At 70.7% G+C, this 16943-nt stretch carries 17 protein-coding genes, 1 tRNA gene and 1 other RNA gene; 13 read left to right on the top strand and 6 right to left on the bottom strand.

What is annotated here, in order from left to right:
* Window positions 1-24 precede the first annotated feature (24 nt).
* From prfB to B0I31_RS36420, 5 genes are all read left to right on the top strand, one after another.
* Window positions 25-1125 carry a peptide chain release factor 2 gene (prfB, locus tag B0I31_RS36440; RefSeq protein ID WP_106619930.1) on the top strand — a complete coding sequence of 367 codons (1101 nt, stop codon included), beginning with the start codon at window positions 25-27 and terminating at the stop codon, window positions 1123-1125.
* Window positions 1126-1192: 67 nt separating this feature from the next.
* Window positions 1193-1882: a cell division ATP-binding protein FtsE gene (ftsE, locus tag B0I31_RS36435; RefSeq protein ID WP_073898032.1), complete on the top strand. Its 690-nt coding sequence runs from the start codon at window positions 1193-1195 to the stop codon at window positions 1880-1882.
* 53 nt (window positions 1883-1935) lie between these two features.
* Window positions 1936-2838 (top strand): permease-like cell division protein FtsX, encoded by a 903-nt coding sequence (gene ftsX / locus B0I31_RS36430; RefSeq protein ID WP_073898033.1) that lies wholly within the window; start codon window positions 1936-1938, stop codon window positions 2836-2838.
* A gap of 40 nt (window positions 2839-2878) precedes the next feature.
* A complete protein-coding gene (gene smpB / locus B0I31_RS36425; protein ID WP_106619929.1) occupies window positions 2879-3355 on the top strand; it encodes an SsrA-binding protein SmpB in 477 nt (158 codons plus the stop codon).
* Window positions 3352-4209 carry an amidohydrolase family protein gene (locus B0I31_RS36420; protein ID WP_106619928.1) on the top strand — a complete coding sequence of 286 codons (858 nt, stop codon included), beginning with the start codon at window positions 3352-3354 and terminating at the stop codon, window positions 4207-4209. The genes smpB and B0I31_RS36420 overlap by 4 nt, the downstream gene beginning before the upstream one ends.
* Here B0I31_RS36420 and B0I31_RS36415 read toward each other — a convergent pair.
* Both B0I31_RS36415 and B0I31_RS36410 read right to left on the bottom strand, forming a co-directional pair.
* Entirely contained in the window at window positions 4196-4840 is a 645-nt protein-coding gene (locus B0I31_RS36415) for a response regulator transcription factor (protein ID WP_181320731.1), read from the bottom strand. The two genes, B0I31_RS36420 and B0I31_RS36415, sit on opposite strands and share 14 nt — an antisense overlap.
* On the bottom strand, window positions 4828-6075 hold the full coding sequence (locus B0I31_RS36410; protein ID WP_106619927.1) for a sensor histidine kinase: 1248 nt from the start codon (window positions 6073-6075) through the stop codon (window positions 4828-4830). Before B0I31_RS36410 ends, B0I31_RS36415 begins: the two co-directional genes overlap by 13 nt.
* 165 nt (window positions 6076-6240) lie before the next feature.
* Between B0I31_RS36410 and ssrA the strand changes: the two genes are divergently transcribed.
* Window positions 6241-6613: a transfer-messenger RNA gene (gene ssrA, locus B0I31_RS36405) on the top strand.
* Between the two features lie 179 nt (window positions 6614-6792).
* Here the strand turns inward: ssrA and B0I31_RS36400 are convergent.
* Genes B0I31_RS36400 through hrpB form a run of 3 tightly spaced genes read right to left on the bottom strand, consistent with a single transcriptional unit; the run spans window position 6793 to window position 10203 of the window.
* On the bottom strand, window positions 6793-7404 hold the full coding sequence (locus B0I31_RS36400) for an alpha/beta fold hydrolase (protein WP_106619926.1): 612 nt from the start codon (window positions 7402-7404) through the stop codon (window positions 6793-6795).
* A complete protein-coding gene (locus tag B0I31_RS36395; protein ID WP_245950702.1) occupies window positions 7401-7826 on the bottom strand; it encodes a hypothetical protein in 426 nt (141 codons plus the stop codon). Before B0I31_RS36395 ends, B0I31_RS36400 begins: the two co-directional genes overlap by 4 nt.
* Before the next feature lie 55 nt (window positions 7827-7881).
* Window positions 7882-10203 (bottom strand): ATP-dependent helicase HrpB, encoded by a 2322-nt coding sequence (gene hrpB / locus B0I31_RS36390; RefSeq protein ID WP_106619968.1) that lies wholly within the window; start codon window positions 10201-10203, stop codon window positions 7882-7884.
* 28 nt (window positions 10204-10231) lie between these two features.
* Here hrpB and B0I31_RS36385 point away from each other — a divergent pair, with 28 nt between their 5' ends.
* From B0I31_RS36385 to B0I31_RS41020, 7 genes are all read left to right on the top strand, one after another.
* Entirely contained in the window at window positions 10232-11332 is a 1101-nt protein-coding gene (locus tag B0I31_RS36385) for a glycosyltransferase (protein ID WP_106619925.1), read from the top strand.
* A 4-nt stretch (window positions 11333-11336) separates the two neighbouring features.
* Window positions 11337-12149: a GNAT family N-acetyltransferase gene (locus B0I31_RS36380; RefSeq protein WP_106619924.1), complete on the top strand. Its 813-nt coding sequence runs from the start codon at window positions 11337-11339 to the stop codon at window positions 12147-12149.
* Between the two features lie 61 nt (window positions 12150-12210).
* Window positions 12211-13527 (top strand): MFS transporter, encoded by a 1317-nt coding sequence (locus B0I31_RS36375; protein ID WP_106619923.1) that lies wholly within the window; start codon window positions 12211-12213, stop codon window positions 13525-13527.
* Between the two features lie 67 nt (window positions 13528-13594).
* Complete coding sequence (locus B0I31_RS36370) at window positions 13595-14353, top strand: DsbA family protein (protein ID WP_106619922.1); 759 nt, start codon at window positions 13595-13597, stop codon at window positions 14351-14353.
* Between the two features lie 130 nt (window positions 14354-14483).
* A tRNA-Ala gene (locus tag B0I31_RS36365) sits at window positions 14484-14556 on the top strand.
* A 534-nt stretch (window positions 14557-15090) separates the two neighbouring features.
* Window positions 15091-15744 carry an AAA family ATPase gene (locus B0I31_RS36355; RefSeq protein WP_245950705.1) on the top strand — a complete coding sequence of 218 codons (654 nt, stop codon included), beginning with the start codon at window positions 15091-15093 and terminating at the stop codon, window positions 15742-15744.
* A 132-nt stretch (window positions 15745-15876) separates the two neighbouring features.
* Window positions 15877-16020: a hypothetical protein gene (locus tag B0I31_RS41020; RefSeq protein WP_181320729.1), complete on the top strand. Its 144-nt coding sequence runs from the start codon at window positions 15877-15879 to the stop codon at window positions 16018-16020.
* A gap of 189 nt (window positions 16021-16209) precedes the next feature.
* Here B0I31_RS41020 and B0I31_RS36345 read toward each other — a convergent pair whose 3' ends face one another.
* Window positions 16210-16773 carry a hypothetical protein gene (locus B0I31_RS36345; RefSeq protein WP_106619920.1) on the bottom strand — a complete coding sequence of 188 codons (564 nt, stop codon included), beginning with the start codon at window positions 16771-16773 and terminating at the stop codon, window positions 16210-16212.
* Between the last annotated feature and the right edge of the window lie 170 nt (window positions 16774-16943).

Here is a 16943-nt window from a genome sequence, read left to right as displayed (position 1 = left end):
CCGGTGCCGGCGTAATCTTGGGACGTGAATCCCGACGTCGAAGCAGACATCAAGGACCTCTCCGCCACGCTTTCGAGCATCGAGGCGGTGATGGACCTCGATGCTCTGCGCGCCCAGGTCGCCGAGCTGGAGCAGGCGGCGGCCCGGCCGGACCTCTGGGACGACCAGGAGAAGGCGCAGAAGGTCACCAGCCAGCTGTCCCACAAGCAGGGCGAGCTGCGCCGCGTGACGGGCCTGCGCGACCGCCTGGACGACCTCTCGATCATGTACGAGCTGGCCGAGGACGAGGGTGACGCGGGCAGCCTCGCCGAGGCGGACACCGAGCGCGCGAAGCTGCGTGACGAGATCTCCTCGCTGGAGGTCCGCACGCTGCTGTCCGGCGAGTACGACGAGCGCAACGCGCTGGTCACCATCCGTGCCGAGGCGGGCGGCGTGGACGCGGCCGACTTCGCCGAGATGCTGCTGCGGATGTACTCGCGGTGGGCCGAGCGGCACGGCTACGGCGTCGACGTGTTCGACACCTCGTACGCGGAAGAGGCCGGCATCAAGTCCGCCACGTTCCGCATCACGGCCCCGTACGCCTACGGCACGCTGAGTGTCGAGCAGGGCACGCACCGCCTCGTGCGCATCTCGCCGTTCGACAACCAGGGCCGCCGGCAGACGTCGTTCGCGGGCGTCGAGGTGGTGCCCGTGGTCGAGCAGACCGACCACGTCGACATCGACGAGAAGGACCTGCGGGTCGACGTGTACCGCTCGTCCGGCCCCGGCGGCCAGGGCGTGAACACGACCGACTCGGCGGTGCGCCTGACGCACATCCCGACCGGCATCGTGGTCTCCTGCCAGAACGAGCGCTCCCAGCTGCAGAACAAGGCCACCGCGATGGCCGTGCTGCAGGCCAAGCTGCTGGAACGCCAGCGGCAGGAGGAGCAGGCCAAGATGGACGCGCTCAAGGACACCGGCTCGAGCTGGGGCAACCAGATGCGCTCCTACGTGCTGCACCCGTACCAGATGGTCAAGGACCTGCGCACCGAGCACGAGGTCGGCAACCCGTCCGCGGTGCTCGACGGCGAGATCGACGACTTCCTGGAGGCGGGCATCCGCTGGCGCAAGCAGCACCAGTCCTGATCGGTCAAGCCGCCATCCGGCGGGCGAGACGAGGGCTTTACCCAGGCCGCGAGTACACTCGCGCCTCGTGATTCGCCTCGAACACGTGTCCAAGGTCTACAAGAGCTCCGCGCGTCCCGCGCTCGACAACGTCTCGGTCGAGATGGACAAGGGTGAGTTCGTGTTCCTCATCGGGCCTTCCGGTTCCGGGAAGTCCACGTTCCTGCGGCTGCTGCTGCGGGAGGAAGTGCCCAGCAAGGGCCGCGTGTACGTGTCGAACTTCGACGTGGCCAAGATGTCCCGGCGCAGGGTCCCCCGCCTGCGCCAGTCCATCGGCTGCGTGTTCCAGGACTTCCGGCTGCTGACCAACAAGACCGTGGCGGAGAACGTCGCGTTCGCGTTGGAGGTGATCGGCAAGCCGCGCAACACCATCGTCAAGGTGGTGCCCGAGGTGCTGCAGCTGGTCGGCCTCGACGGCAAGGCGGACCGGATGCCGCACGAGCTGTCCGGTGGTGAGCAGCAGCGGGTGGCGATCGCCCGCGCGTTCGTCAACCGGCCGCTGGTGCTGCTCGCCGACGAGCCGACGGGAAACCTGGACCCCGACACCAGCCAGGACATCATGTTGCTGCTGGAGCGGATCAACCGCACCGGCACGACGGTGCTGATGGCCACCCACGACCACTCCATCGTCGACTCCATGCGCCGTCGCGTGGTCGAGCTGGACCACGGCCGGATCATCCGCGACGACGCGCGGGGTGTTTACGGCGTGGGCCGCTGAGCCCGAGGCCGCCGGACCCCCTCATCCCCCGACCCTGAGGAACGTTCCCCCCGATGCGTACCAGCTTCGTGTTCAGCGAGGTCGTCACCGGCCTGCGCCGGAACGTCACGATGACCATCGCGATGATCCTCACGACCGCGATCTCGCTCTTCCTGCTCGGTGTCGGCCTCCTGGTCGTCAACATGGTGGGCAAGATGCAGGACGACTACCTCGGCAAGCTCGAGGTGGCGGTCATGCTCACCAACGACATCAGCGTCAACGACAAGGACTGCACGCAGCAGCCCTGCTCGAGCCTGCGCAGCCAGCTGGAGACCACGTCCGGGGTCGAGACCGTCGTCTACGAGAACCGCGACAAGGGCTACGAGCGGTTCAAGAAGGTCTTCGAGTCGCAGCCGGAGCTGGCGAAGCTGGCCCGCCCCGAGGCGATCCCGGCCATGTTCCGGGTCAAGCTGGAGGACGCGCAGCGGTCCGACGTGATCGTCCAGGCGTTCACCGGCAAGGCGGGCGTGAAGAAGGTCGACGACCAGCGCGAGGACCTCGACCGGCTGTTCGGCTTCCTCAACGGCGTGCGTGACGCGGCGCTGGCGCTGGCGCTGCTGCAGGCGTTCGCGGCGTTGATGTTGATCTCCAACACGATCCAGGTGTCGGCGTTCACCCGGCGCACGGAGGTCGGCATCATGCGGCTGGTCGGCGCCACCCGCTGGTACACCCAGCTGCCGTTCCTCATCGAGGCGGTGGTCGCGGGTGTCATCGGCGCCGTCGCCTCGATCGGGCTGCTCGTGGTGACGAAGCTCTTCCTGCTCAACCGGGTGCTCGGCGAGCTGTTCGCGGCCAACATCATCCCGGAAGTCAGCATGGTGGAGATCCTCTTCCTCTCCCCGATCCTGGTCGGTGTGGCGATCGCGATCTCGGCGCTGACCGGCTACGTCACGCTCCGGCTCTACGTGCGCCTGTAGGTTCCGATAACCGCTGGCGCGCTCACGTAAGGTTTCGGTCATGGTCAAGGAACGCGGTCAGAAGGTGATCGCGTCGAACCGCAAGGCTCGGCACGACTACACCATCCTCGACACCTACGAAGCGGGTGTCGTGCTCGTCGGCACCGAGGTGAAGAGCCTGCGCATGGGCCGGGCGTCCCTGGTGGACGCCTTCGCCCAGGTGGACGACGGCGAGATCTGGCTGCACGCGCTGCACATCCCCGAGTACGTGGCGGGCACCTGGACCAACCACGAGGTGCGCCGCAAGCGGAAGCTGCTGCTGCACAAGAGCGAGATCGAGCGGCTGATCGGCAAGACCAAGGAGAGCGGTCTGTCGCTGATCCCGCTGTCGATGTACTTCAAGGACGGGTACGTCAAGGTCGAGCTCGCGCTGGCGCGCGGCAAGAAGTCGTACGACAAGCGGCAGGACCTGGCCAAGCGGGACGCCGAGCGGGAGATCCAGAAGGCGCACGGCCGCGCGTTGAAGGGGCGCTACTGAACGCCGTCGTCCCCGGCCTGGTCGACGTGCACGTGCACTTCATGCCGCAGCGCGTGCTGGACAAGGTGTGGGCGTTCTTCGACTCCGCGTCCCGGCACTACGGCGTCGACTGGTCGATCCGGTACCGGCTGCCCGAGGACGAACGGCTGGCGGTGCTGCGGTCGTTCGGGGTGGTCGCGTTCGCGCCCCTGGTGTACCCGCACAAGCCGGGCATGGGCGAGTGGCTGACGGACTGGGCGCTGGACTTCGGCTCACGCGTGGACGGCGCCGTGCCCACGGCGACCCTGTACCCGGAGCCGGGCGTCGAGGCGTACGTGGCGCGGGCGTTGACGGCCGGTGCGCGGTGCTTCAAGGCGCACGTGCAGGTCGGCGGCTACGACCCGCGTTCGCTCGACGGCGCGTGGGGCCTGCTGGCCGAGGCACGGGTGCCGGTGGTCGTGCACTGCGGGCACGGGCCGGTGCCGGGCGCGCACACGGGGCTGGACGTGTTCGAGGACGTGCTGCGCAGGCACCCGTCGCTGGTGGCGGTGCTGGCGCACGCCGGGATGCCCGACTACCTCGGCGCGCTGGACCTCGTGGCGCGGTACGACGGGGTGCACCTGGACACGACCATGGTGGGCGTGCAGTTCACCGAGGCGCGGGCGGCGCTGCCTCGTGACTGGGCGTCACGGCTGGTCGACGTGGCCGACCGGGTGGTGCTCGGCTCGGACTTCCCGAACATCCCGTACGACTACGCCGAGCAGCTGACCGCGATCGAAGGCTGGGCCGCCGCCGACGACCGGCTCGGTGAGCCGTTCCTGCGGGCCGTGCTGCACGACAACGGAGCCAGGCTGCTCGGCGTCAGCCCAGGTTGAGGTAGGCCAGCACGGCGCGCACGCGGCGGTGCTCGCTGGTGCTGGGCTCCAGGCCGAGCTTGGCGAAGATGTTGCCCACGTGCTTCTCCACCGCGCCGTCGGACACGACCAGCGAGGCGGCGATGGCGGCGTTCGACAGGCCCTGGGCCATCAGGCCGAGCACCTCGCGCTCACGCTGGGTGAGCGAGTCGACCGGGTTGCGCTTGGCGCGGACCATCAGCTGCGTGATGACCTCGTGGTCGATGCTCGTGCCGCCCTCGGCGACCCGGCGCACCGCGGCCACGAACTCCGACACGTCCGCCACGCGTTCCTTGAGCAGGTAGCCGATGCCGTTCGCGCCGCCGGCCAGCAGCTCCACCGCGTAGCGCTCCTCCACGTACTGCGAGAGGACCAGCACCGGCAGGTTCGGGATGCGCTTGCGCGCCTCGATCGCGGCCCGCAGGCCCTCGTCGGTGAACGTGGGCGGCATCCGCACGTCCACCAGGGCCAGGTCGGGGCGGTGCTCGTCGATCGCGGCGAGCAGCGCGCCACCGTCGTCCACCGCCGCGACCGTCTCGATCCCCTCGTCGGCCAGCAGGCGTTGCACGCCCACCCGCAGGAGGACCGAGTCCTCCGCGATCACCACGCGCACGGCAGCTCCGTCCGGATCACGGTCGGCCCGCCGATCGGGCTCACCACGACGACCACGCCGTCAATCGTCGCAGCACGGTCCGCCAGGCCCGCGAGGCCACCACCCGGGCGCACCTCGGCGCCGCCGCGCCCGTTGTCGGTGACCTCCACCACCACGGAGTTCTCGGTGCGGGACACCTTCACGCGGGCCTGGGTGGCGCCGGAGTGCTTGGCGATGTTGGTCAGCGTCTCGGCGACGGTGAAGTACGCGGTGCTCTCCACGGCTGTCGGCGGGCGCGGTTCGACGTCCACCTCGACCTCGACCGGGATCGGCGACCGCGCGGCGAGGGAGGAGAGGGCCGCGTCGAGGCCCCGGTCGCCCAGCACGGACGGGTAGATGCCGCGGGCCAGGTCGCGCAGCTCGGAGATGGCGAGCTTGGCGTCGGCGTGCGCCTCGGCGATCAGCTCGCGGGCCGCGTCCGGGTCGGACTCCATCTTGCCGCGCGCCCGGCCCAGGCCCATGGCCACGGCGACCAGGCGTTGCTGCGCGCCGTCGTGCAGGTCGCGCTCGATGCGCCTGCGCTCCGCCTCGGCCGCCTCCACGCCGCGGGCCCGGCTGGCGGACAGCTGCTCCGCCTTGGCCTCCAGCACGCCGTAGCGCGACGGGCCGAGCAGGGACTGGGCCAGCACCGCGTGACCCTGGCCGAGTGCCTTGAGCAGCCGGTACGCCACGACGCCGAGCAGCAGGCCCAGGACGCTCACCGGGAGCGCGTTGATGAACGAGTCGATCAGCCAGACCGTGCCGCCGGGGAACGTCACCTCCCACGTGGCGGGCAGCCAGTGCAGGTAGAACGGCAGGAACACGGTGCCGAGCACGGCCGACCACAGCGCTACGGTCAGTGAGAACTCCAGGGCGCCCAGCGGCAGCATGATCAGCCAGTAGGCGAAGTCGCGCCACGTGGCCGGGTCCTTGGCCATGGCCTTCGCCCGACCGGTCACGGTGGCCGGCAGCGGTCGGTACGGCTGCGGGATGTCGACCCCCAGGGCGGCCCGCAGCCAGGCCCGTTCCGCCGTCGCCGCGCCTCGGGCCAGGACCATCGTCAGCACGCCCAGCGGGATGCCCACCCAGATGACGGCGGTGCCGATGCTCACCGCGCCCAGGGTGACCAGCAGGACGAACCAGAAGATGCCTGTGACCAGGTTCAACAGGAAGTACCCGCTGATCCGGCCGATGTTCGGGTTGACCCGCGTCGCCATGTTCCCCACCTTCACGCCCGATGTACCCGACCAGCATCGCTCGAACGAGTGGCTCGAACCATCAGGTCCGCCGGTCAGCGAGGGGTGGGGACAGCCCTACCAACGTAATGGGAATGAACCGGGGTGGACGGCAGGTTATGCTGTGCGGAGCAAGACCCAAGACACGGGGGTGAACGGTTTCGACTTTGTGCGTTGATTCAAGGGAAGCGTGCCGGTGCAGGCGAGAGACCACCGCAAGCGTCATCGCAAACCAATAAGCGCCGAGTCTAACGACCAGCGCGCGTTCGCCCTCGCCGCCTGAGGCTAGGAGCGACGCTGTCGGCCCGGAGGTGCCTCCGCTCCGGTCGCCGGCATCAGCTAGGAGGCTCACCGCCGTCCCCGGCCACGGGGGACGGTCGGGACACCCACAGTGGCTGGGCTCATCACGGTGACTTGTCCGCGTGATCACCGGGGCCGAGTAGAGATGTAGCGGACTGCGCACGGAGAAGCCTTGATGATGCGGCAGAGGACCCGGGTTCGATTCCCGGCACCTCCACTCGGGCGAGGTGTGTCGACGGAGAGCGTCGACCACCTCGCTCCTCGTGTTTTCCGGGGGTGCGACCCCCAGACCCCGCCCGGCGGGCTTCGCCCCCGGACCCCCAGCCGTAGGTGGTTGCGGTGGGTGGTTTGCCCCCGGACCCCCAGGCGTAGGTGGTTGCGTCGTGCGGTAGGCGTGGGTCAGCGGGTGGCCAGGTAGTTGGTGATCAGGTCGGCGACCAGTTGTGGGTCTTCGCGGGTTGCGGCGTGGGTGGTGTCCATGTGGACCACGTCGATGTTCGGTGGCAGCGTTGCCAGGTCGCGGGCCAGGCCCTGTTGGTACTCCTCGAACAGGGGGTGGCCCGGTAGTGGTTTGGTGGCCACGGCCAGCAGCATGGGGCAGCTGAGGGCGCGGAAGACGGGGAAGCAGTCCAGGTCTTCCAGGGCCTGTTGGAGGTCGGGTTGGCCGTAGGCGCGGAACTGTTCGCGCAGCGTTGCGATTTTTCCTGTGACGGCGGTCGGGTTCAGGTAGCGCTGCGGTTGGGTTGGTACGCCGTGGCCGTCGATGTTGATCACGGCTGGGCACTCGGGGTGTCGGCGACCCCACAGGGCGGCGACCATGCCGCCCAACGACATGCCGAGCACGGCCGGGTTGTCGGTGGCGTGTGGTTCGATCCGGTCCAGGATGGAGTCCCAGTCCCACGGGCCTTCCAGGGGCAGTGGGACGAGGTCGTGGTTGCCGTTCAACGCCGTGATGACCGGGTCCCAGTCGGCCGGTGAACCGCCCGCGCCGTGCAGTGCCAGCACCTTCATGCGCCCAACCTCGCTCTCACCGAGGCGACGGTCACGCCGCCGCCGTCCGAGTCCCGCGCCAACTTCCCGCGTCGCACCAGGTCGTGGACGCCCTGCTTGGTGACGCCGAGCATCGCGCCCGCCACCGAGTACGAGACCGACCGCGCGGCCGGGTGGCCCATCCGACGTGCGACGACCTGGCCGAGCGGCGTCCGCCACCAGTCGGCGGGCGGGTCGAACGGCGTGTCACCGGGGTAGAGCGCGCCGATGACCCGTGCGATGGCGTGCACGGCCGCGGCGTCGTCGTCGCCCTGCATGGCGGCGGCCAGTCGTTGCGCCACCTCGTCTGCGCGGGACGGCAGGTCGCCGACGTCGTCGAAGAGGATCTCCAACGGGTCGAGCAACCGGGTGCGGATGATCGTGGCGATCTGTTGGGCGAGCACTCGCGTCACCTCCTTGACGGCTATCGTCAAGTACTTGACGCTCGGCGTCAAGTAGTCAGCGACGGGTGGGGCGAGCGGTCATGGGGTCCTCCGGCCAGCGGTGCTTGGGGTAGCGGCCGCGGAGTTCGGAGCGGACCCGGGGATAGCCCGTGCGCCAGAACGACGCCAGGTCGCCGGTGACGGCGGTCGGGCGGCCGGCGGGCGAGAGCAGGTGCAGGACGACGGGCACCCGGCCGTCTGCCAGGCGGGGCGTGTCGGTCCAGCCGAAGACCTCCTGGACCTTCACCGGCAGGACCGGTTCGGGTCCCGAGTAGTCCACCCGGACGCGTGAACCCGAGGGCACCTCCAAGCGGTCCGGTGCGAGTTCGTCGAACCGTGCGGCGGCCGGCCACGGCAGGAGTTGCCGCACGACGTGCTCGCCGCTGATGCGGGCCAGGTCCGCCTTGCGCCGCGCCTCGCCCACGTCGACCACGGCGAGCAGCGCGTCGTCGTCCACCGAGGGCCACGGGTCGCCGATCACGCGGTGCAGGAACGCCATCCGCTCCCGCGTGCGCAAGCCGTCCGCGTCCCACCGCAGCAGGCCGACGCCTTCGGTGCGCAGGCCTTCGAGCAGCGCACGCCGGATCGCTTCCCGGTCGTGCAACGGCTTGCTGGACAACGTGATCGCGCCCAGCTTGCGCAGCCGGTTGGCCACCACGTCACCGTCCCACCGCACGTCGTCCTCGAACGACAGCAGGGGCGACGCGGCGGACACGGCGAGTTCTTCGTCCGCCCGCGCGGCCAACCGGATGCGGCCGTGGGCACGGCCCGCCTCACGGTCGGCGACGGCCACGGCGAGCCACTCGGAGTCGGCCAACCCGCTGCCCGGCGGCAGCTCCACCGCCGTGCCGCCCGCCATCAGGTACACCGGCGAACCGGGTGAACGCCTGCGCGCCAACCGTTCCGGGTAGGCGAGCGCGACCACCAGCGCCTGGTCGCCGTGGCCGGTGCCCTCGACCATCGCGGCCAGGCGGCGGACCTCGCGCGGGTCGGCGTCACGCGTCGTCAGCTCGACCCCGGAGCTCGCCCGGTCGTCGTCCAGCAGCGCCACCACCTCGGCGGCCTTGCGCGCGCCCACAGCCGCCGCACCGTCCAGCAAGGCCCGCGCCAGCCGGGGGTGCAGGCCCAGGTCGGCCATCCGGCGGCCCCGCTCCGTGGCGCCGTTTGAGTCCAACGCACCGAGTGCCCGCAGCACCGACCGGCCCGCGTCCAGCGCACCCCGCGGCGGTGCGTCCCACCAGCCGAGCCCTTCGCCGTCCGGCACGCCCCAGCAGGCCAGCTCCAGGGCCAACCGGGTCAGGTCGGCGGTGCGGATCTCCGGCTCCGGGTAGCGCGGCAACGTGCTGTGCTCGTGCGCGGGCCAGCACCGGTAGACCCGGCCCGGCGCCTCACGTCCCGCCCGGCCCGCGCGCTGGTCGGCCACCGCCGCGCTGACCCGGACCGTGGCCAGGCCCGACAGCCCGCGCCGGTGGTCGACCCTGGGCACGCGGGACAACCCGGAGTCCACCACCGCCCGCACGCCCGGCACGGTCAGGCTCGACTCGGCGATGGCGGTGGCCAGCACGACCCGTCGCCGGCGACCGGGGCGCAGGGCGTCGTCCTGCGCGGTGGTGGCGAGGCGGCCGTGCAGCGGCAGCACGTCGACGTCGTCACCGATCAGCGCCGCGCACCGGCGGATCTCGGCCACGCCGGGCAGGAACGCGAGCACGTCACCGTCCACTTCGGACAACGCCTGCCGGACGGCGCGGGCGACGGTGGCCTCGACCCGTTCGTTGCGCGCCGGCGGGGTGTGGGTGGTCTCGACCGGGAACGTCCGCGCCTCCACCCGGATCACCGGCGCGTCACCCAGGAGCTGCGCCAACCGGTCGGCGGCCACGGTTGCGGACGTGGCCAGCAGCTTCAGGTCCGGCCGCAGCCCGGCCCGTGCGTCGAGCAGCAGCGCCAGCAGCAGGTCCGCGTCCAGGTGCCGTTCGTGGCACTCGTCCAGCAGCACCGTGCCGACGCCCGCGAGCTCCGGGTCGTGCTGCAGCCGCCGCACCAGCAGACCCGAGGTGACGACCTCGATCCGGGTGTTCCTCGACGTCTTGCGGTCGCCGCGCACCGAGTAGCCCACGGTCTGCCCCACCGGTTCGCCGAGCAGGCTCGCCATCCGCGCGGCGGCGGCACGGGCGGCCAGCCGGCGTGGTTCGGCGACCACCACGCGGCCGTCCAGCGCCAACGGCACCAACGTCGTCTTGCCCGTGCCGGGCGGCGCGACCAGCACCGCCGACCCGTGCGCGGTCAGCGTGGCCGCGATCTCGCCGAGCAGCGGGCGGATCGGCAGGTTCGGCAGCTCCACGGGGTCAGTGTTGTGCCACTGTGGACCCATGGGGAAATGGGGTGTCCTCGGCGCGGCGGTGGCCCTGGCCCGCGCGGCCGTGACGATCAAGGTGTGGCAGGAGGTCAAGCGGCTGCCCGCGGCACCGGTCGACGCCGGTCCGGTGACGGTGGTCGTGCCCGCGCGCGACGAGGAGCGCAACATCGACCGCTGCCTCACCGGCCTGCGTGAACAGGACTACGCGGACCTGCGGATCGTGGTCGTGGACGACGCGTCGACCGACCGCACCGCCGAGATCGTGCGGCGGCACGCGGCGGAGGACCCGCGGGTGCGGCTGGTGAGCAGTTCGGGGCCGCCGTCCGGCTGGGCGGGCAAGGTGCACGCGCTGCACGTGGGCACCGCCGACGCCGACACCGACTGGCTGCTGTTCGTGGACGCCGACACCGAGGCCGCGCCCGACCTGGTCGGCAGGCTGCTCGCGGGCGCCCGGCGGGACGACCTCGACCTGGTGTCCACGGCCGGGCGCGCGACCAGGCCGAGCGCCGGGTGGTGGCTGCTGCTGCCGCCGGTGAACCAACTGCTGTTCGAGACCACGACCGTGGACGGGCGGCGCGGCATGGCGCTGGCCGTCGGGCACTGCATCCTGGTCCGCCGGGCGATGTACGAGCGGGCGGGCGGCTGGGCCGCGATCGCCGGGTCGCGGGCGGACGACGTCGGCTTCGCCACCCTGGTCCGCGACACCGGCGGCCGGACGCGGTACGTGGACGGCTCCGACTCGCTGACCACGACGGGCCTGGACACGTTCGGCGACACGTGGGCGTCGATGCGCAAGAGCATGGTGGCCGGCACGTCGATGTACGCGAAGGGCCCGGCCAGCGCGTTCCTGTCGCTCGGGTCGACCGGGCTCGCGCACATCGCGTACGGGGTCGTGCCGGTGGTGACGGCGTTGCGCGGGTCCAAGCTCGGGATGCTGGCGTGGCTGGCGCAGTCGGCCGCCGAGTGGATCTACCTGAAGCGGACGCGGCAGCCGCAGTCTGCGGCCGTGCTGGGGCCGTTGGCCTACGTCACGTTCGGCGCGATGTCGCTGGAGGCGGCGTGGCAGGCGCTGCACGGCACCACGAAGTGGAAGGACCGCGACGTGCGAGGCTGACGTCGTGGTTGACCCGCTGCGCGACCCCGACGACCCGGAACTGCTCGACCCGTACCGGGCCCGTGACCTGGCCGGACTGGTGGAAGCCGCCCGGTTGGCCGCCGGTGCCGTCCGGTACGGCAAGGTCGGCCGCGTCGGCGTGGCGCAGGTCGTGGTGAACCGGGACAACCCGCTGCCCGGAGGCAACCACGCGTGCGGCGTGTACGGGTCGTCGGCCGAGGTCGCGGGCACGCTGATGCGGCTGGAGCAGACGTTCGCCGACGTGGGGCGTGCCGAGGCGGTGCTGTACGCGTCACCGACCACGGTGGCCGAGATCGAGGGCATCGCCGACGACACCGGGTGGCACGCGGTGGAGGAGTCGTTGGCCGTCGTACACCGGGGTGAGGTGCGGCGGTCGCCGCTCGTGCGGCCCGCGGCGGACGGTGACCTGGCAGGCATCACCGAGCTGCTGGCCGACGACCTGGGCGTGGACGGGCCGCGGCTGCTGCGCCACCTCGGGCAGCGGCTGGACGACCCGCGGTGCGTGTTCGTCGTGGTGGACGACGGTGACCGGATCGGCGGGTTCGCGTCCGGGTTCGGCGAGCGGCGGGTCGGGTTGGTCGAGCACGCGGTGGTGCGGCCCGCGCGTCGGCGTCGAGGGCTCGGGCGGGCGCTGGTGTCGGGCGCGGTGGCCGAGCTGCGAGAGGCGGGGGCGTTGCTGGTGGCCGCGCACGTGGCCGAGGGCGGTGCGGGGGAGCGGTTCGTGGAAGCGTGCGGCTTCGACGTCGGTTATCCCGTAACGGCCTATGCACGCAGAGTTGACGAGCTGCTGGATTGAGTAATTAGTTGCCGCACCGCATATCCTTAGCACAGCTAACGGAGATCGGAAGGGGCGCACAGTGCTGGGGACCGGGTCCGACCTGAAGGCGAAGCCCCGGCTACCCGGCGAGGTGTGGGTGCTCGTCGTGGCGAGCTTCATCATCGCCCTCGGCTTCGGCATCGTGGCGCCCGTCCTGCCCGCCTACGCCAAGAGCTTCGACGTCGGCACGTTCGCCGTGTCCGCCGTGGTCAGCTCGTTCGCGCTGGTCAGGCTGCTGTTCGCGCCGATGAGCGGCCGGCTGGTCAACCGGTTCGGCGAGACGTGGGTCTACATCGTCGGCATCCTCATCGTCGCGGTCGGCACCGGCGCGTGCGGCTTCGCGACCGCGTACTGGCAGCTCATCGTGTTCCGGTCGTTCGCGGGCATCGGGTCGACCATGTTCACCGTCGCCGCGGTCGGCCTGCTGATCCGCATCACGCCCGCCCCGATGCGCGGCCGGGCGTCGGGGCTGTGGGCGACGGGGTTCCTGCTCGGCAACATCGGCGGCCCGATCGTCGGCGCGGCGCTCGTGGAGATCTCCATCCAGGTGCCGTTCGTCACGTACGCGGTGGCGCTCGTGGTGGCCGCGCTCGTCGTCTGGTGGTTCCTGCGCCGGTCCACGCTCGCCGCCGCGCTGGACAAGTCGGTCGAGCAGGAGGCGATGTCGGTGCGCGCGGCCGTGCGGCTGTCGGCGTACCGGGCGACGCTGGCCTCCGCGTTCGCCAACGGCTGGGCGGTGTTCGGCATCCGGATCTCGCTGGTGCCGCTGTTCGTGGTGGAGGCGCTGCACAGCACGCCCGCCATCGCCGGCATCTCGCTGTCGGTGTTCGCGGCGGGCAACGCGGCCGTGCTGATGATCTCCGGCAAGCTGTCCGACAGCATCGGCCGCAAGCCCGTCGCCATCGCCGGGCTCGCCGTGTCCGCGGTCGGCACGGTGTGGCTCGGGTTCAGCGTCGGCGTGCCGATGTTCATGGTGGCCTCCCTGGTCGCGGGTATCGGTGCCGGGCTGCTCAACCCGCCGCAGAACGCCGTCGTGGCCGACGTGATCGGGACGAAGGCCAAGGGCGGGCCGGTGCTGGCGGCGTTCCAGATGGTCGCCGACTGCGGCGCCATCGTCGGGCCGCTGCTCGCGGGCGTGCTGGTGGACCAGTTCTCGTACCAGGCGGCGTTCACCCTGACGGGTGCGATGGCCGCGGTGGCGCTGGTGTTCTGGCTGTTCTCGCCCGAGACGCTGCCGCGAGCGGAGGAGACGCACGTCGCGTCCGACGTCGCCGGGGAGTCCGGGTGCCTGGACGAGGGGCCTGAGGTGCCGGTGGGCGAGCGCGTGGCGGGACGTCCGCGTCAGCCGGACGCGTGAGCGCTCAGCTTCTGCTCAGCATCTCTCGGTAGCCTGCGGGCCGGGTTTGGACCGGGAGGGCAGTGCGGTGGGTGGCGCGGAGCGGAACGCTCGGAAGAAGAAGCAGCAGCAGCGTGCGACCAAGGCGGTGGTCGCGGCGCGCGGTGCGTCCGGTGACCGGACCAAGATCATCATCGGCATCGTGGTCGTCGTCGTGCTGGCCGCCGCCGTGATCGGCGGGGTCGTCCTGTCGTCCAAGTCGGATACCGACGATTCGCTGGCCAACGTGCCCGAGGTCGCCGGCGTGTCCGCGCCGATCGTCCGCGAGGGCGGTGCGGTCGTGGTCGGCAAGGACGGCGCGAAGGTCACCATCGACCTGTACGAGGACTTCCTCTGTCCTGCCTGCGGTGCGTTCAAGAAGGCCTACGGCGACCAGATCAAGCAGGAGATCGAAGCCGGTGACCTGAAAGTCCGCTACCACGCCCTGCCGTTCCTGAACCGGCTCTCCGATCCCGAGGGCTACTCCCGTGATTCGGCCAACGCCGCCCTGTGCGCCGCCGACGAGGGCAAGTTCTGGGAGTACCACGAGACGCTGTTCCTCCGGCAGCCCGAGGAAGGTGGGCCGGGGTACACCAAGGAGGAGCTGGTGAAGCTCGGCACGGACCTCGGGATCACCGGTGACGCGTTCAAGCAGTGCGTCGACAGCGGTGCGCACGAGAAGGACGCCCAGGCTGAGCTGGACGCCGTGCGGGCGACCGGCAAGTTCAAGGGCACGCCTACGGTGATGAAGGACGGCGAGGTCGTCGAGTGGGACGACCAGGACTGGCTGACCAACCTGCTCAAGTAGGCCCGTCGCACCCCCGCCGAACAGCCCGGATGCCCTACGGCACCCCCCGATTTCGTCCCGGGCGGTGCCGTGTTGTACGGTATTGCCACACGAGAACGGCGGCCCCAACCGCCGGGAAACGTGCAGGCAAGGGGCTGTGGCGCAGCTGGTAGCGCATCACACTGGCAGTGTGAGGGTCAGGGGTTCGAGTCCCCTCAGCTCCACAATCGAATATCGTATGAGAATCGCCCGCTGACCTGCGGTAATGCAGGTGGCGGGCGATCTTGCTTTTGGGTCCACTGTGGACTGAGCCTGCCGATCTGGAGCAAATCTGGAGCAGGCGGTCGCTCCGCACGAAATGTTGTCAGCGTTGTGCTCCAGGTCTTGGTGACCCGACCGGGTGGTTCTGCCCAGCGACTTTTCGACGGCCGTAGCGGCAGCCGATGCCCGGCTCCGGTGTACCGACCCTGCGATGGTCCCGAACGGCCGTCAACGGGCGCGGCGTTGGCCGAGCGGTTCGTGCAACGACCGGTGTCGCCGTGTGTGCCGAACATGTGCAACCCGCAGTGCGGGGCCGAGTTGTGGCCCGGCGTGCAACCCTGCGGGCAACTGCACGCCCAAGGGGGCATGCGTCCCGACCGAGTACTGATCAAGGACAGCCCATGCTTGCCCGCCGCGCGTACATCCCCGACGACCTACTGCCCTCCGGTCTTCCGGATTCACGACCGTGGCCGCTCACCGTGCCGTGCGTGGCGCAGATGGCCGAGGAAGGCATGCTCTTCGAGCGGCCGATCACCTTCCTGGTCGGGGAGAACGGTTCGGGGAAGTCGACCCTGGTCGAGGCGTTCGCCGAGGCGTGGGGACTGGACGCGCGCGGCGGGCGAGCGGGTCGCAAGTACGTCAACGACCGGCCGAAAACGGTGCTGGGTGACCTGCTCCGCTGGGAGACCACGGCCGCGGGCGCCCGGCAGAAGAGCGGGCCGCGGACCAAGCGCCGGGGGTACTTCCTGCGGGCCGAGACGGCGTTCGGGTTCATGGAAGCCATCAGCGGGATGCGCGGCTACTGGGAGGAGGACACCAGCGAGATGAGCCACGGCGAGGGCTTCCTCACCGTGCTGGCGAACATGTTCCGTGAACCCGGCTTCTACCTCATGGACGAGCCCGAGGCGGCGCTGTCGTTCACGTCCTGCCTGCGGCTGGTCAACCTCCTGTACGACCTCGGTGAATCGGGGGCGCAGGTGATCTGCGCGACGCACTCGCCGGTCCTGGCCGCCACGCCGGGCGCCGACATCATCGAAGTGGGCGACCACGGGTTCCGGCGGACGAAGTGGGAAGACCTCGCACTGGTCGACCACTGGCGCCGGTACATGAACAACCCGGCCGCCTACCTGCGGTACGTCACCGAACAGTGAAGGAGGGCGAGGTGCCGGTCGACACCAGCGAAGCCGACGCGCGGTTCCGGCAGTGGATGCGCGGCAACCTCGACCGCGCTGCCGAACACTTCGGCCTGGTCGTGAGCGGGGACCCGCCTCGCCGAGGACCTCATGGATCTCGACGACCAGGCCGAAGCGCACATCGGCATCGTCCGCGCAGCCACCCGTGCGCGCGAACCTCACACCGCTGACGAATACCACCGTGCGGTGGTGCTACGAGCCAGGCTCGACATGCCTCCACCTGCGGCGCGGTGAAGCGGCGGCTGTCCGATCAGCCCGTTCCGCGAGGGTCGGGGTACTCGGAAGACAGGCTCGGTCCCACCCGTCGATGCCGACGATGGCGAACGCGAGGTGCCAGGGCCGAAGCGGCATCGAGGGCGGGCTTGGTGGGGAGTCGGTCCTTCGGCTCGGCCTCGGTGAGGTGGGCCGAAAGACCGCGTGGTGCTATTCGGTGGCGAGTCGGTCCTCGGCGCGGGTGAGTACTCGGGTTGCCCAGTCCTCCCGGTTGTCGTCGCCCGCGCGCAGGGTCTCCGCCTCGGGGTCGCCCAGGGCACGGGCGAGTGCTTCCAGGGCGACCCGCCGCTGCACCGGGTCGTCGTCATCCGGTTGCGCGAGCTCGATCAGCCGCGCGAGGAGTCCGGTGTCGGTGTGGTCGCGCAGGTGCTCGCCCGCGGCGGAGGTCGCGATCAGGCGGGTGTCGCCCGAAGGGTCCCAGGGGACGCCGTCGAGGAACGTCCGCACGGAGTCCAGGTAGGACTCGGTCAGGCCCCAGTGCGTGCAGAGGATCTGCAGGGCGAGCTTGGCGAGCTCCGCGTCGTCGCCCCGCAGGAAGCCCGACACGAGCTCCTCGTGCTCCGTCGCCGACGAACGGCCGATGACGTACAGGAGGCGGTACGCCCGGGACTCGTCCTCGGTGGACGCCAGCTCACGCGCGAGTTCGGCGACCTCCCGCTTGTCGACCCTGCCTTCTTTCGCCCGGTTGACGAGTTCATCGAGGTCTGTGCGCACGTCATCCCCTCGGCACGAACTGCTCGGACAGGTCCAGCATCTTACTGGCCCTGGTCAGGTCCGCCTGGGCGGCGGTTTTCTGTGCGGCGCTCGCGGTGGAGCTGTCGAGCACCTTCTTCAAGGCACGGTCGTGGCGGATCTCTCCGACAACTCGTTCGTGAATCCGCCAC

This window comes from Saccharothrix carnea (genome assembly GCF_003014735.1).
GTDB lineage: Bacteria > Actinomycetota > Actinomycetes > Mycobacteriales > Pseudonocardiaceae > Actinosynnema > Actinosynnema carneum.
Note: the sequence above shows the minus strand (reverse complement) of the source record. Positions and strands in the feature narration are given on the sequence as shown.

Excerpts from the sequence above, each read along its gene's own strand:
- smpB (WP_106619929.1), top strand. The coding sequence starts at position 2,879 with ATGGTCAAGGAACGCGGTCAGAAGGTGATCGCGTCGAACCGCAAGGCT.
- B0I31_RS36400 (WP_106619926.1), bottom strand. The coding sequence starts at position 7,404 with ATGAAGGTGCTGGCACTGCACGGCGCGGGCGGTTCACCGGCCGACTGG.
- B0I31_RS41020 (WP_181320729.1), top strand. The coding sequence starts at position 15,877 with ATGGATCTCGACGACCAGGCCGAAGCGCACATCGGCATCGTCCGCGCA.
- B0I31_RS36410 (WP_106619927.1), bottom strand. The coding sequence starts at position 6,075 with ATGGCGACGCGGGTCAACCCGAACATCGGCCGGATCAGCGGGTACTTC.
- ftsX (WP_073898033.1), top strand. The coding sequence starts at position 1,936 with ATGCGTACCAGCTTCGTGTTCAGCGAGGTCGTCACCGGCCTGCGCCGG.
- B0I31_RS36385 (WP_106619925.1), top strand. The coding sequence starts at position 10,232 with ATGGGGAAATGGGGTGTCCTCGGCGCGGCGGTGGCCCTGGCCCGCGCG.
- B0I31_RS36355 (WP_245950705.1), top strand. The coding sequence starts at position 15,091 with ATGGCCGAGGAAGGCATGCTCTTCGAGCGGCCGATCACCTTCCTGGTC.